At 71.8% G+C, this 14,765-nt stretch carries 13 protein-coding genes; 8 read left to right on the plus strand and 5 right to left on the minus strand.

Annotated features, from left to right (window positions below; genetic code table 11):
- Positions 1-46: 46 nt before the first annotated feature.
- The 4 genes from ACIOEW_RS07705 (at position 47) to ACIOEW_RS07720 (ending at position 4,852) form a co-directional block, all read left to right on the plus strand.
- Positions 47-454, plus strand: a complete 408-nt coding sequence (locus ACIOEW_RS07705; protein WP_362555376.1) for a nuclear transport factor 2 family protein — start codon at positions 47-49, stop codon at positions 452-454.
- Between the two features lie 106 nt (positions 455-560).
- Positions 561-2,006, plus strand: coding sequence for a gamma-aminobutyraldehyde dehydrogenase (locus tag ACIOEW_RS07710; protein WP_401962291.1), 1,446 nt, complete (start codon positions 561-563; stop codon positions 2,004-2,006).
- Between the two features lie 152 nt (positions 2,007-2,158).
- The gene (locus tag ACIOEW_RS07715; RefSeq protein WP_362555380.1) at positions 2,159-2,563 is read left to right on the plus strand and encodes a hypothetical protein; all 405 of its coding nucleotides are present in this window, start codon (positions 2,159-2,161) and stop codon (positions 2,561-2,563) included.
- Between the two features lie 159 nt (positions 2,564-2,722).
- On the plus strand, positions 2,723-4,852 hold the full coding sequence (locus tag ACIOEW_RS07720) for an alkaline phosphatase family protein (RefSeq protein WP_401962294.1): 2,130 nt from the start codon (positions 2,723-2,725) through the stop codon (positions 4,850-4,852).
- 143 nt (positions 4,853-4,995) lie between these two features.
- Here the strand turns inward: ACIOEW_RS07720 and ACIOEW_RS07725 are convergent, their stop codons facing one another.
- A complete protein-coding gene (locus ACIOEW_RS07725) occupies positions 4,996-6,426 on the minus strand; it encodes an MFS transporter (RefSeq protein WP_401962972.1) in 1,431 nt (476 codons plus the stop codon).
- Positions 6,427-6,649: 223 nt separating this feature from the next.
- On the opposite strand from ACIOEW_RS07725, the gene ACIOEW_RS07730 reads away from it, so the two are divergent.
- On the plus strand, positions 6,650-7,285 hold the full coding sequence (locus ACIOEW_RS07730) for a TetR/AcrR family transcriptional regulator (protein WP_401962297.1): 636 nt from the start codon (positions 6,650-6,652) through the stop codon (positions 7,283-7,285).
- 9 nt (positions 7,286-7,294) lie between these two features.
- Here ACIOEW_RS07730 and ACIOEW_RS07735 read toward each other — a convergent pair whose 3' ends face one another.
- From ACIOEW_RS07735 to ACIOEW_RS07750, 4 genes are all read right to left on the minus strand, one after another.
- A complete protein-coding gene (locus ACIOEW_RS07735) occupies positions 7,295-7,603 on the minus strand; it encodes a hypothetical protein (RefSeq protein WP_401962299.1) in 309 nt (102 codons plus the stop codon).
- Between the two features lie 94 nt (positions 7,604-7,697).
- Positions 7,698-8,750, minus strand: a complete 1,053-nt coding sequence (locus tag ACIOEW_RS07740) for a LacI family DNA-binding transcriptional regulator (RefSeq protein WP_362555389.1) — start codon at positions 8,748-8,750, stop codon at positions 7,698-7,700.
- A gap of 74 nt (positions 8,751-8,824) precedes the next feature.
- Entirely contained in the window at positions 8,825-9,406 is a 582-nt protein-coding gene (locus ACIOEW_RS07745) for a DUF305 domain-containing protein (RefSeq protein WP_401962302.1), read from the minus strand.
- A gap of 72 nt (positions 9,407-9,478) precedes the next feature.
- Positions 9,479-10,423, minus strand: coding sequence for a DUF1996 domain-containing protein (locus ACIOEW_RS07750; protein ID WP_401962304.1), 945 nt, complete (start codon positions 10,421-10,423; stop codon positions 9,479-9,481).
- Between the two features lie 287 nt (positions 10,424-10,710).
- On the opposite strand from ACIOEW_RS07750, the gene ligA reads away from it, so the two are divergent.
- The 3 genes from ligA (at position 10,711) to ACIOEW_RS07765 (ending at position 14,722) form a co-directional block, all read left to right on the plus strand.
- Positions 10,711-12,804 carry an NAD-dependent DNA ligase LigA gene (gene ligA / locus ACIOEW_RS07755; protein WP_401962307.1) on the plus strand — a complete coding sequence of 698 codons (2,094 nt, stop codon included), beginning with the start codon at positions 10,711-10,713 and terminating at the stop codon, positions 12,802-12,804.
- Positions 12,805-13,235: 431 nt separating this feature from the next.
- Entirely contained in the window at positions 13,236-14,075 is an 840-nt protein-coding gene (locus ACIOEW_RS07760) for a rod shape-determining protein MreC (RefSeq protein WP_401962310.1), read from the plus strand.
- Positions 14,072-14,722: a hypothetical protein gene (locus ACIOEW_RS07765; protein ID WP_401962312.1), complete on the plus strand. Its 651-nt coding sequence runs from the start codon at positions 14,072-14,074 to the stop codon at positions 14,720-14,722. The genes ACIOEW_RS07760 and ACIOEW_RS07765 overlap by 4 nt, the downstream gene beginning before the upstream one ends.
- Positions 14,723-14,765: the final 43 nt, after the last annotated feature.

The following is a 14,765-nucleotide window of genomic DNA, read 5'->3' on the forward strand; positions in this document are numbered from 1 at the left end:
ACACTGCTTCCCGCCTCCACCCGCTTTCCGTAACCAGGAGCCGTCCATGAGCACGCCCGACCGGGACACCGAAGAGATCCGGGCCGCCGCCGAGGCGCTCGTCGCCGCCTTCGCCGAGGGCCGCCTCGACGACTACTTCGGTGCCTTCGCCCCCGAAGCGACCTTCGTCTTCCACTCCACCCCGCAGCGGCTCGGCTCCACCGCCGAGTACCGCGCGCTGTGGCAGGAATGGGTGGACCAGGACGACTTCCGCGTCCTTGGCTGCACCTCGACCGGGCAGCTGATCCAGCACTTCGGGTCCACCGCTGTCTTCAGCCACGACGTGGAGACGACCGTCTCGACCCGGGCCGGACAGGAGACGGTCCATGAGCGCGAGACGATCGTCTTCGCCCGCGCCGCCGACGGCGGCTGGCCCGCCGTCCACGAGCACCTGTCCGCCCGAACGGCCGCCTGACCCGCACATCACCGCCCCCGGGCCGGGCGCCCGCAACACCGCCCGGCCACGAGGCCGGCCTGTGCGACACCGCCGCCCGACCACGAGAGAAACCGGTTCTCCCCGCATGACCCTTACGTTCCGCAACTTCATCGACGGTGTCCCGGCGGACGCCTCGGACGGCCGCACGCTCGACGTCGTGGACCCGGCCACCGGCGAGGTCTACGCGACCTCGCCGCTCTCGGGCGAGGCCGACGTCGACGCGGCCATGGCCGCTGCCGCCGCCGCGTTCCCCGTCTGGCGCGACACCACGCCCTCCGTGCGTCAGCTGGCCCTGCTGCGGATCGCGGACGCGATGGAGGACCGGGCCGACGAGCTGGTCGCCGCCGAGAGCCGCGACACCGGCAAGCCGCTGCACCTGACCCGCAGCGAGGAACTGGCCCCCGCCATCGACCAGGTCCGCTTCTTCGCGGGCGCGGCCCGGCTGCTGGAGGGCCGCTCGGCCGGCGAGTACATGGACGGCATGACCTCGATCATCCGCCGCGAGCCGGTCGGTGTCTGCGCACAGGTCGCACCCTGGAACTACCCGCTGCTGATGGCCGTCTGGAAGTTCGCCCCGGCGCTCGCCGCGGGCAACGCCGTGGTCCTCAAGCCGTCGGACACCACCCCCGCGTCGACCGCCCTGATCGCCGAGATCATCGGGGGCGTCCTGGAGTCGCTGGAGCTGCCCCGCGGCATCTTCAACGTCGTCTGCGGCGACCGGGAGACGGGCCGGCTGATGGTCGAGCACCCGACCCCGGCGATGGCCTCCATCACCGGTTCGGTCCGGGCCGGCATCCAGGTGGCGCAGAGCGCGGCCATCGACGTCAAGCGGGTCCACCTGGAGCTCGGCGGCAAGGCGCCCGCGGTGGTCTTCGAGGACGCCGACCTGGTGAAGGCGGTCGACGACCTGATCGTCGGCGGCTTCTTCAACGCCGGTCAGGACTGCACGGCCGCGACCCGCGTCCTGGTCCACGAGTCCGTCCACGACGAGTTCGTCACCGCACTGGCCAAGGCCGCCGCCGACACGAAGACCGGGCAGCCGGACGACGATGACGTGTTCTACGGCCCGCTCAACAACGCGGGCCAGCTGGCCCAGGTCAGCGGCTTCATCGAGCGCCTCCCCACGCACGCCAAGGTCGAGGCCGGCGGCCACCGGGTCGGCGAGAAGGGCTACTTCTACGCCCCGACCGTCGTCTCCGGGCTCAAGCAGGACGACGAGATCATCCAGAACGAGGTCTTCGGCCCCGTCATCACCGTCCAGTCCTTCACCGACGAGGCCCAGGCCGTCGCCTACGCCAACGGCGTCGACTACGCGCTGGCCTCCTCGGTGTGGACCAAGGACCACTCCCGCGCCATGCGGATGTCCAAGAACCTCGACTTCGGCTGCGTGTGGATCAACACCCACATGGCACTGGTCGCCGAGATGCCGCACGGCGGATTCAAGAAGTCCGGATACGGCAAGGACCTCTCCGCCTACGGCTTCGAGGACTACACCCGCATCAAGCACGTCATGACCTCGCTCGACGGCTGACGGCTGACGGCTGACGGCTGACGGCCCGACGGGCAGGCGCGCCCCCTCCGAGCGCGCGCCTGCCCCCGTACGCCCCTCCACGCCGGACATGCGCCTTCTTGTGCGGGAACCAGGCGGGTAGGGTCGGGGAACGCCTAGCACGGGGGACGGTCATGGGGGACGTACGGGTGGCGGCCATCGCCAGCCTCACACCGCTGGAGGAACTCGACAGCGATCCGTTCCTCGTGGACACCCGCAGCCAGCAGGACATGTGCGCCCGCTGGGCCGCCGAGCAGGGCTACGTCGTCACCCGGCAGCTGCGCTTCTACGAACTGCCCCCCGACCACCACGCGCTCTGGGCCGACATCGAAGGGGGCGAGGCCGAACTCTTCGTCGCCCCCACCGACCGGGTGCTCGCCCGGGCCATCGCCTCGGTTCCGCAGTTCGCCGCGGAGTGCGAGCGGCGCGGCGTACGCCTGGAGATCGCCGATCTCGACGAACCGCAGTACAGCGCCCGTACAAAAGCCGACGTGCACCGCAGGCTCTCCATGCCGACCGCCGGCTACGACGGCTGCTGACCGCCCGACCGCCCGACCGCCCGACCGCCCCTCGCCCGGCGCTCCGCGGCGCTCCGCCCCGCTGTGAAAGGCTGGGGAAGGGTCCGGAACGGCGGGGCCCGGACGTGAGGTGGCAGCGGCGTGGGTGACGGGCGATGGCGAACAGCCGGAAGCGCCCTGATGCGAGTGATTGTGGTGTGGGCGGTCTCGACGCTCACGATGCTTGTGCTCGCCGGGATTCTGCCGGACTTCCAGCTCCAGTCGGACGACGGCGACAGCGTGACCAAGACCGCGTTCACCGCGGCCTGGGGCGCGGGCGCGTTCGGTCTGCTCTCGGCGCTGGTCTGGCCGGTGCTCGTACGGGCCCTGCTCATCGTGCCGGCCCTCGTCCTCGGGATGCTGGTCTTCTTCCTCAACGGCTCGCTGCTGCTGATCGCGCTGCGACTCATCCCCGACGGGCGCGGTGCCGCCGCCCCGGAGACGGCCGTCGTCGTCGCGGCCGTGATGTCCGCCGTCGCCTCCGCGACCTCGACGGCCCTCGCCGTCCGTGACGACAACGCCTACCGCCGCAGGCTCTCGCGCCTGGCCGAACGGCGCCGCCGGCGCAGCGGCACCAGAGGTGCGGGCGGCGACGGGCCGCCCGGCACCGTCTTCATCCAGCTCGACGGAGTCGGCCACGACGTCCTCGCGCAGGCCGCCGCCGACGGGCTCATGCCGACCGTCGCGCACTGGCTGGCCGACACAGCGGGCCATCGGCTCACCCCGTGGCGCACCGACTGGTCCAGCCAGACCGGCGCCAGCCAGCTCGGCATCCTGCACGGCAGCAACCACGACATCCCCGCCTTCCGCTGGTACGAGAAGGAGACCGGCGACGTCATGGTCTCCAGCAGACCGGCCAGCGCTCTCGAACTGCAGCGCCGCGCCATCGTGCGCACGCGCGACGGCGGACTGCTCACCCTCGACGGGGCCAGCCGCGGCAACCTCTTCAGCGGCGGCGCCGACCAGCTCGCGCTCGTCCTGTCGATGGCTGCCCGACGGGGCAAGGGGCGGCGCTCCAGAGCCGGATACTTCGCCTACTTCTCCGACCCGGCCAACGCCGTCCGTACCGCGCTCTCGTTCGTCGCCGAGGTCGGCCGTGAGATCGGACAGTCGACGCGCTCCAGGATCCGCAAGGACACCCCCCGGATCAAGCGTGGCGGGCTCTACCCCTTCATCCGGGCCTTCGCGACCGTCGTCGAACGGGATGTGGTGGTCTCCGCCGTCATAGGTGACATGTTCGCCGGACGGACCGCCGTCTACGCCGACCTCGTCGCGTACGACGAGGTGGCCCACCACTCGGGGCCGTGCAGCCGGGACGCCGAGAAGGTCCTCGCCCGGCTGGACCGCTCGCTCGCCCTGATCGTCAAGGTCGCCGATCACACACCGCGCGGCTACCGCGTCGTACTCCTGTCCGACCACGGACAGAGCCCGGGGGAGACCTTCGCCGGGACGTACGGGCTGACGCTCAAGGACCTGGTGCGGGCGGGCAGCGGACTTCCGGTGCCACGCAGGGCCCAGCGCACCCGGAGCGGTTCCGAGGCACGGGACGCGGTCCGGATCGCGCTCCACCGGCCCGTCTCCGAGGGCCAGGAGAAGCAGGTGGCGAAGGCCTCCGACCCGGTCGTCCTCGCCTCCGGCAACCTCGGGCTGATCTCCTTCCCCGACATAGAGGGCCGCGCCTCGCTGGAGCAGCTCGACCGCCGTCATCCCGCACTGCTCGGCACGCTCGCCAACCACCCCGGCATCGGATTCCTGCTCGTCCGCAGCGAGCAGCACGGATCGGTGGTGCTGGGGCGCGACGGCGCGCGGATCCCCGTGGCGGAACTGAAGGACGGGCAGGGCCCGCTGGCCCCCTTCGGGCGGGGCGCGGCCGACGCGGTCCGGCGCACCGACACGTTTCCGCACGTCGCGGATGTGATGGTCAACTCTATGTACGACCCCGAGACCGGCACCGTGCACGCCTTCGAGGAGCAGATCGGCTCGCACGGCGGTCTGGGCGGCGAGCAGTCCCGGCCGTTCCTGCTGTGGCCGCGTGCGATGACGGACCCGCTGGACGCGGCCACCCCCGAGGGCGGGGACCGGCCGGCCGAACTGGTCGGCGCGGAGACGGTGCACCGGGTCCTGAGGGGCTGGCTGCGCGACGTCGCGGGACCGCAGGTGCCGGTGGGGCGGGAGGACGGGCCCGACGCCCGGACGGAGCGGCCGACCGTGCCCGGCACGGGGGACGGGGCCGGGTCCGGGAACGGCCGCCCCGGCGTTCCCGGGGTGTGACCCGGATACGGCAGACCCGCCAGCGGCTGATCAGGGAGTCGATGAGTGAGTCCTCCAGCCCGCTGGGCTCGGCGCTCTTACCTGCTCATTTGTGAGAGGGGCGGAGCGTCATCCTGTCGGCCGGGAGGCGTCCCGCCGGGGGATCATCCGGCGGGGCGCCTCCCGGCCAAGCTCGGTGTCGCCGTCAACGGCTGCTCGGATGCCTCGTTCGAGGTGGTGACCGCACCTGGGGCGGTGGAACGTCGCGGCGCCTCGGAGCCTTCCGCGGGCTCGGACGTGGTCAGCCACAGGCCCGTGAACACGGCGGTGGCCAAAGTGACGGCGCCGGCAGCGAGGAAGGCACTGTTGAGGCCGGTCTCGAAGGAGGCGCCGCCGGATTCCCGGGTGCGGACGACGGCTCCGAGTACCGCCACACCGAGCACCGCGCCGATCTGCCGCGTGGTGCTGCTGATGCCTGATGCGAGGCCGCCCTCCTGCGGGCTGACTGCCTGGATGGCGGCTCCCGTCAGCGGGGACAGTGTCAGGGCGAAGCCAACGCCGACGACTCCGAGCCGCCACCATACGTTCCCGTAGCCCGTGTCGGCGTGCACCGTGCCGAGCGCCAGCAGTCCCAGGCCGGCCAGGGTCAGGCCGGCGGTGACCACGATGCGGAAGCCGTACCGGGCGGCGAGCCGGCCCGCGTACGGGCTGACGATCACCATGCCGAGGGACATCGGCAGGGTCTGCAGGCCGGCGCGCAGGATCGAGCTGCCCTGGACGTACACGAAGAACTGGGAGAAGAAGAACGACGAACCCATGAGCGCGAACCCCACCACGACCATGGCGGTGTTGGACACGGTGAACAGGCGCTGCCGGAACAGCCGCAACGGCAGCATCGGAGAGGAACGTCGCGCTTCGACGGCGAGGAATGCGGCGAGGAGGATCACCCCGGTGGTGAAGCTGCCCAGGATCACCGGCGCGGTCCAGCCGCGGGCACCGCCCTCGATCAGTCCGTAGGTCAGCGCCCCCACCCCCAGAACGGACAGCACCGTCCCCGGGACATCGATCGCCGGGGCGCTCGGATTGCGGGTCTCCTCAAGACTGCGCAGACCGACCAGCAGAAGAGCCACGCCGATGGGCAGATTCACCAGGAAGATGGCGGGCCAGCCGAAGACATCCGTCAGGACCCCGCCGGCTACGGGGCCTACGGCCAGACCGAGTCCGCTGAACCCGGCCCACAGCCCGATCGCCTTGATCCGCTCCTGCGGCACGGGGCAGGCGGCGACGAGCAGGGCCAGCGAGGCGGGGCTCAGCGCCGCGGCCCCTACGCCCTGCAGCACCCGGCCGGCGACCAGCCAGCCGACCGAGGGTGCGAGGCTGCACAGCACCGAGGCGACGGTGAACACCGCCACGCCGGTCAGGTACACCCGCTTGCGGCCGAACCGGTCGGCGAAGACACCGCCGGACAGCAGCAGCATGGCGACCAGCAGTACGTACGCGTCGACGATCCATTGCAGACCGGTCAGCTGAGTGTGCAGCCGGTGCTGCATATCGGGGAGCGCCGCTCCAACAATCGTGTTGTCGAGAAGGACCATGAACTGACCCAGGCAGGTCACCGCGAGCAGCACGGCCCGGCTCTGCCGACTGCCTACGGACGCAGGCGATGCGGTCAAGGGAGTTCCTCTCCATCGTCGATTACGCCCCTCCATGGCCGAAGCGGCCAACAACGAGCGCACTAACGCAGCCGTCGACTGCGTTAGTCGACTGTACGGAGGATCGCCTCATAAACGCAAGCCCCAACTGCGTTAAGGTGGGGGGATGAGTGAACAACAGCGAGCCCGGCGGCCCGGCGGGCGCAGCGCGCGCGTTGCCGCGGAGGTGCACCAGGCCGTCACCGACCTGATCAATGAGCGCGGTTACGGCAACTTCACCGTCGGCGAGGTCGCGGCCCGCGCGGGCGTGGCCGACAGCAGCATCTACCGCCGGTGGGGGAGCCTTGAAACCCTGCTCACCGACGTGGCGCTCGTCCGCCTCAACACACAGTCGCCGATGCCCGACACCGGGAGTCTGGCCGGCGATCTGCGCACGTACGCGCACCAAGTGGCCCGCGAGATCACCGGACCCGACGGCCTGTTGCTGGTGCGCCTGGCCGTCGCCCTGTCGAACAATGGTCAGCAGGGGCTGCAGGCGCGTGACGCCTTCCGCGTCGAACGCACCCGGCAACTGCAGTCCATGCTCGATCGCGCCCGCGAACGCGGCGAGCGTGCACCCGACGCGCTCGACGTGCTGGACCACATCCTGGCCCCGATGTATATCCGCGTCCTGTTCGGCATGAGTCCGCTCACCCCGGACTACGTGGACGGGCTGGTCGACCGATTCCTGAGACCTCAGCCCGGTCCCCGGGACGAGCCCTCGGACGCGATGCCAGGCCTCCACGGTGACAGGGCTCCGTGAGGTGCTCCACTACGTGCCATTACGTGCCATTCCACCTCGGGCATCCGGCCCTCGGCCGGCTTGCGCGGAGGAGATGGCGCCCCGGCGCACCGACACGGCCACCCGCATCAGTTGCCGGAACCGGGACTTGATCAGGTCGAAGCCGCAGCCGCAGCCGCAGCCGAAGTCGATGACGTTGCGGCCCGGCTCGCCGAACAGGGCGTCGATGTGTACGTACTGGGCCTGATGCGCACGTACCGGGCCTGTGGGGCGGGCCGGCAGAAGGTGAGGTCCCGCCAGTTCCGGATCCTGGGCGTCAAGTAGTTGGTGCCCGTTCACGCCGCGGTTGTGCCGGGCCTCCCCGGCTCTCCCGAAAGGGGGACGGACGCGGCGCAGCGGCGCGGGGGGCTGACCGCACCGGGGAGGGCCCCGGTCAGGCCGACTGCCGCCGGACCAGCGTGGGATGGAAGATCACGGACGGCGCCGGCGTGCCGGGCCTGCCGATCTGCTTCAGCAGCAGCCGGGCCATCTCCGCGGACATCTCCTCCACCGGCTGCCGGACCGTCGTCAGCGGCGGATCGCAGGCCAGGGCCGCACTGCTGTCGTCGAACCCGACGAGGGCGACATCCCCCGGAACGTCCTTGCCGGCCCGCAACAGCACCGGTATGGCGCCCAGGGCCATCAGGTCCGACGCGATGAACACCGCGTCCAGGTCCGGACGGTCCGCGAGCAGCCGCCGCATCGCCGCCGCCCCGCCCGCATGTGTGAAGTCTCCCTCGGCGGCGGCCACGTCCTGGATGCCGTGCGCGCGGAGCGCGTCCAGGAAGCCCGTGAGCCGCGCCTGGCCGGCCGGCATGTCCTGCGGTCCCGCCACGGTGCCGATCCGGTGGCGGCCCAGCGAGGCCAGGTGATCGGCGGCCAGCTGGGCCCCGGCACGCTGGTCCGCCTCCACGTAGGTGATCGGTGTCGGCCTGCGGGGCTGTCCGGCGAGCACGGCGGGCAACCGGGTGTCGTGCAGCAGTCCAGGGAGCGGATCGTCCGCGTGTGACGAGATCAGCACCACCCCGTCCACATGCCCGTGCCGCAGATACGACAGCAACTGGTCGCGGGACTCCTGGTCGTCGGCCAGCATCAGCACCAGTTGGATGCCCGCCGGGCGCAGGACCTCGAGAAGTCCGCTGACCACCCGCCCGAAGTACGGATCGGAGAACATCCGTCCGATGAAGGGCTCGGACACGGTGCGCTGTTCCCGTTCGGACACGACGAGCGCGATCGAGTCGGTGCGCCGGGTCACCAGCGAGCGGGCCGCGCGGTTGGGCACGTAGCCGGTGGCGTCCACCGCCTCCTCGACCATCCGCCGCAGCGCCGGGTCCACGGTGGTCGCCCCGTTGATCACCCGGGACACCGTCGCCCGGGACACCCCGGCCACCCCGGCGACGTCCTCCAGCGTGGCGGGACGGGCGGGCAGCGGTGCGTCGGCAGTCATGCAGTCTTTATACCGGGTGGTACGAGCGGGGTTGAAACGGCCGTCGAGGCTTCGGGCGTACGGCGGCGGAGGCATCAGCCGGTGCGTTCCGACAGGCCTGTGAGCCGGTCGAGTTCGGACCGGCGGGCCGACACCAGCGCGGCGGCGAGCCGCCGGGCGTCCGGGCGGGTGCCGGCCTTCGTCTCGGAGCGCGACACCTGTGCGGACTGGCGCAGATGGTCGCGGATCTGCGCCACGAGGAAGCGGTCGAACGCCCGGCCCTCGACGGTGCGGGCCCGTTCGAGATCGATCTCCGTCACCATTCCCGGCATCTCGTGCCCCTCGTGCACATTGGTGTCCGGCAGCCCCATGCGGGCCAGCAGCGGCCGCAGTCGGGTGAGTTCACCGTTCTGGGCGGTCCGCAGGGTGGCAGCCCAGCTCCGTATCCGGGGGTCAGCCGCCCGTTGCCCGGCGAGTGAGAGCAGCGCCACGGCCTGCTCGTTCATCGGGGTCATCAGCTGGACCCAGGCGGCATCCGTCGGATCGGCCGGAGTGGAGAGCGGGGGAGCGGAGGCCGGGGGAGCGGATGCGGACGGGCGCGGAGCGTCCGCCGGGGCGGCGCAGCCGGCCAGAAGGAGCAGCAGGGACAGCGCAGCGGTGGTGCGGGCCGCCTTCATCAACGAGGTCCTCGGGAAAGGACCCGTCCGGGGCGGGCGGCCCCGGACGGGCATCGGATGGATGACAGAGCGTCAGGGGGTGCCGTCGGCACCGCACTTCACGATGGCGTTGATGCAGTCGCGGACACGCTGCGCCATCTCTGCCTCGGGCCACACGTTGAAGAAGTCGCCGTGCATCGTGTAGCCCCGGCCGGACGCCAGTCGCAACCGCGCCGGGTCACCGTTGACGGGATACCGCAGCACCTGGCGCAGTTTGGGAACCGGCACCGGGTGGGTCGAGGGGCATTCTCCGCCGACCGGGTAGGCCATGTGGCTCTTGTGGTCGGCCGAGTCGAGGTCCTGGCCGTTCCAGCACTGCGGGAAGTCCAGGTAGGACTCCAGCATCGCGTCCGGCGGGCAGTTCACGAAGTCGTGGGACGGGTTGACCTCTCCGTGGTGCAGGCACGACCAGCGCGAGATCGTGTTGTCGTCCGGACCGGTCGCCTTGGCGTTCCCCGCGACGATCCGCAGTCCGCGGGGAAACGGCTGGATCCGCTGGATGACGTCGTCCCGGACGCCCTCGCCCAGGTAGTAGAACGTCGTGCCGGTGGGTTCGACCTCCCTGTCGCCGTCGTACAGGGTCGGCACCCAGTACGACGACAGGTCCGTGTCGGGGGCGCAACTGGTCCTGGCCTTCTCCAGCGAGGCGAGGTCGGAGTTGCCGTTCGTCGAGTCGTTGCCGAAGAAGCTGTGCATATGCGAGGCCCCGGGCAGTCCCGGGAAGACGATCGGGTCGTCGGGAGCCCGGTGGGTGTACGGGCACTCGGCGAGGAACTCGGCGACCCGGACGACGTCCGCGGCGGCCTTGGGAGCAGGTGCGGCCCCTGTGTCCGGCCCGGCGGACGCGCTGCCGGTGGTCGCCTGGAGGAAGGACAGGGCGAGCGCGGCGGCGACGAGTGCCGCCGTGCGGTGATGCCGGGACGGAAGGGTTCTGCGGCGGCTTTCGTCGCCGGTGCGTCGATGACGGAAGAAGAGCACGGCACTCCTGTTCGGGGGAAGTGGGGGATTCCTGGACCATGCGAGAGAGCGCTCTCTCGATGGAACGTAGGAGCGCGTCCCGGGCATGTCAATAGAAGGTGCTGAGCTGCAATTCCCGTCTGGTTGAACCTAGTTGGAGTTCTTCTGTGATGGGAGAGCGCTCTCTTGAGTGAGGTTTCGACGGATGGCACCGCATAGGGGGACGGACGGGGCTCCGCGGCCGCCCCGAAGCGGCCCCCGGCCCTCATGACCAGGGCGTTGTCAGTGGTGGACGGCAGGATGGGGGCATGACGAACTCAGCTGTTGTGCTCGCCGATACCGCCGCCTACGCCGCCGCGGTCGAAGAAGCGTCGCAGGCCGCCGCCGCGTACTACGCCACGGGCGAGAGCACGCTCGACGACGATGCGTACGACCGGCTGGCGCGCGGCATCGCCGCATACGAGCAGGACCACCCGCAGGACGCGCTGGCCGAGTCGCCGACCGGCAAGGTGGCCGGAGGCGTGGCGGTCGGGGACGTGCCGCACACGGTCCCGATGCTCTCCCTGGACAACGTCTTCTCGGCCGAGCAGTTCGCCACCTGGACGGCCTCGCTGGAGCGCCGGATCGGCCGCCCGGTCACCGCCTGGAGCGTCGAGCCGAAGCTCGACGGCCTCGCGGTCGCGGCCCGTTACCGCGCCGGCAGGCTGGAGCAGCTGATCACCCGGGGCGACGGCACCGCAGGTGAGGACGTGTCGCATGCGATCGGCACCGTCGTCGGACTGCCCCGGCAGCTCGCCGAGCCGGTCACGATCGAGATGCGCGGCGAGATCCTGATGACGACCGAGCAGTTCGAGCAGGCCAACACGCTCCGCACCGAACACGGCGGCGCGCCCTTCGCCAACGCACGCAACGGCGCGGCGGGCACCCTGCGCGCCAAGGACCGCCCCTACACGGTGGAGATGACGTTCTTCGCGTACGGCGTGGTCGCGCTGCCCGAGTCGGATGAGCTCGCCGTCACACCGGCCGAGCTGCCCCACAGCGAGACCCTCGGCTATGCGGCGGGGCTCGGCGTCCACACGGCGGCGGACACGGCGGTGGCACCGCGCACCGTCACCACCGTCGAGGACGCCCAGGCGCGGATCGAGGAAGTCGCTTCGCTGCGCGCCTCGTTGCCCTTCGGTATCGACGGCATCGTCATCAAGGCGGACCTCGCCGCCGACCAGCGCGACGCGGGCTCCGGCACCCGGGCGCCGCGCTGGGCCATCGCGTACAAGCTGCCGGCCGTGGAGAAGGTCACCCGCCTGCTCGGCGTCGAGTGGAACGTGGGCCGTACCGGCATCATCGCGCCGCGCGCCGTGCTGGAGCCGGTCGAGATCGACGGATCGACCGTCAGCTTCGCCACCCTCCACAACCCGGCCGACATCACCCGCCGAGATCTGCGGATCGGCGACCACGTGATGGTCTACAAGGCGGGCGACATCATTCCCCGCATCGAGGCACCCGTCGCCCATCTGCGGACCGGAGAGGAGCAGCCGGTCGTCTTCCCCGAGGCGTGCCCGCAGTGCGGTTCCGAGATCGACACCAGCGAGCAGCGCTGGCGCTGTGTCCGGGGCCGTAACTGCCGCCTGGTGGCTTCCATCTCGTACGCGGCGGGGCGCGACCAGCTCGACATCGAGGGACTCGGCGCGACCAGGGTCGTCCAGCTCGTCGACGCCGGACTGGTCACGGACTTCGCCGATCTGTTCACCCTGGAGCGCGGGCAGCTGCTCGCCCTGGAGCGGATGGGCGAGACCAGCACCGACAATCTTCTCGAAGCGATCGACGCGGCACGTGCACAGCCGCTCTCCCGGGTCTTCTGCGCCCTCGGGGTGCGAGGCACCGGGCGCTCCATGTCCCGGCGGATCGCCCGCTACTTCGCGGACATGGACCGGATCAGAGCCGCCGACGCCGAGACGCTCCAGCGGGTCGACGGCATCGGCAAGGAGAAGGCCGCCGGCGTCGTCGCGGAGCTGGTGGAGCTTGCCCCGCTGATCGAGAAGCTGGTCGCCGCCGGGGTCACCATGACCGAGCCGGGTGCGACGCCGCCGCCGGAGCCGGGCGAGGAGGGCGACGCGGCAGCCGACGGCGAGGGCGTGGACGGGCGGCCGCTGGGCGGGATGACCGTGGTGGTCACCGGAGCGATGACGGGGGCGCTGGAAAAGCTTTCGCGCAATCAGATGAACGAGCTGATCGAGCGCGCCGGCGGGAAGTCCTCCTCCAGCGTCTCCAAGCGCACCACCCTCCTGGTGGCCGGCGAGAAGGCCGGCTCCAAGCGCACCAAGGCGGAGGACCTGGGTGTGCGGATCGCCGACCCGGAGGAGTTCGCGGAACTGATCGTGGAGTTCCTGCCGTCCGAGGCGTGACGGCGTGACGGCGTGACGGCGTGACGGCGTGACTGTGCAGCTGTGCAGCTGTGTGGCTGTGTGAGTGCGTGAGAGTGCGGCCGCGTGACCGTGCGGCCGCCGGACTAGAGGTGTGTCCGGCGGCCGGGTGGCGGCCGGTCGCGTGTGGGGCCGTCGGTGCGGACGTGTCCCGTGGCGCGGGCGCGGGCGTGGACCACGCCCGGGCCCACGCCCGCGCCACACCCATGCCCGGTCGGCCACGGGTGTCCGGGCCGCGCGCGAGGACACCCATGTCCGGCGCCGCGCTTACCTGCTGCGCCGAGTCCTTCGATTCGGTGCGGGAGTGGCTTTCTTTGCCTCCCTATTGCATAGTGATGGTTCGGCCATGCCTCGCTATCTGCGGGTCAATGGGTGTGTGAACGGCCGCAGTAGCGGGCCGGGGGTGAGGGGCGATGCGTTCTTTGCGCGACGGACAGCGAGAGGCTCGCTCCGTTCACCGGCAGCACCGGCAGCATCCACAGCACCGCGGGATCACCCGCGGGCTCGCGATCGACCTCGGCAGCTCCCGGACCCGAGCCTGGATCCCCGGGCAGGGTGTCGTCGCGGACACCGGAGCCGACCCGGCCGGTGACTACGGGCACGGCGGCCGTCCGGTCCGGCGCGGACGCATCGTCGACACGGAGTCCTGCGGCCGGATGCTCGGCCGGATCGCCGACACCGCCCTGGGCGCCGACCGCAGCGACACGGTGATCGTCCTCAGCCGGCCCGTCCTCGCCGGAGCAGGACACCGCACCGCCGCCCGGGACATCCTCACCGCGCTCGGCCCGTCGAGCGTCATCGTCCTGGACAGTGCCAGAGCCGCTGCCGCCTGCGCCGGACCGCAGGGCGGCGGCCCGCTCCTCGTCGTGGACATCGGTGCCGAACTGACCGAAGCGACCCTCCTCGTCGACGGAAGGGTCCGCGACGCGCGCCTGGCCGAAACCGGTACCAGCGACCTGGAACCCGGCGAGGCACCCACCGCCGTCGTCCGCGCCGTCCTGGACATGGTCATGGAGATGTGGCACCAGGACCGGCACGGGGCGCTGCTCGGAGCCCTGCGCCGAGGTCCGTTGCTCGCCGGAGGCGGTGCGCTGCGCCCGGACATCACCCATCGGATCGCGGTCCGCCTCGGCGCCCCCGTCCGGCTCACGGACGATCCGGCGACCACGGTCGTGCGCGGTGCCGGGCTGATCCTGAGCTCCGTACTCCGTCACGCCTCCGCCGCACCGGCCCTGCCCGGCCGATCCGGGTGACCCCCCTCCCGGGGCCGCCCCGGGGGAACGCGCCTCCCGGGAGCCGGCCGGACGGCCCGGCGCACCCCGGACGCACGGCGGCGGCGCGGCAGTTCCTTGTCGCGCTGCTCCTGGCCGTCCTCGCCGTGGCGGGCGGCGCACCCGCAGCGGCCGGGGCCGGACTCCCCATCCGCTCGTCCGCCGGTACGGCGCCCACCGCCGACAGCCCGGCCGGAATCCGGCCGTTCGCCCTCGGTACCGACCGCTCCCTCCGCACGGACCGTACCGTGCGGACCCACCCGACCGGCCGGGCGCCGGGCGACCGCGACACCCGTACCACCCCCGGCCGGTCCGGGGCGGTCACCGCTGCCGGCGTCCACCGCCCCGGACCGGCGACGGCACCCCAGCCGTGGGCCGCCGCAGAGCATCCCCGTACCCCGCAGCACCTGCCACCACCCGGTCCCGGCTGCCTGCCACCGCTCCCGCCCGGAGTCCCGCTCCACCACCCCGTCCCAGGGCCCGCACCTGCCGCACCCGCCGGCTCCGCCGACCGTTTCCGCGCCGCGCTCCCCGGCGTGCGCGGGCCTCCGAGGACCGCCGCTCACCGGTCCGGGGACCCGTCACCGGTCCCGCCCCTCATCACTGCCGTGCCGTTCACGCCGTCCTAGCGCCCTTCAGGGTGCCGGGCCGTGTCCGGCCGCCCCTCGGAGG

This window comes from Streptomyces sp. NPDC087901, from assembly GCF_044742205.1.
Lineage (GTDB): Bacteria > Actinomycetota > Actinomycetes > Streptomycetales > Streptomycetaceae > Streptomyces.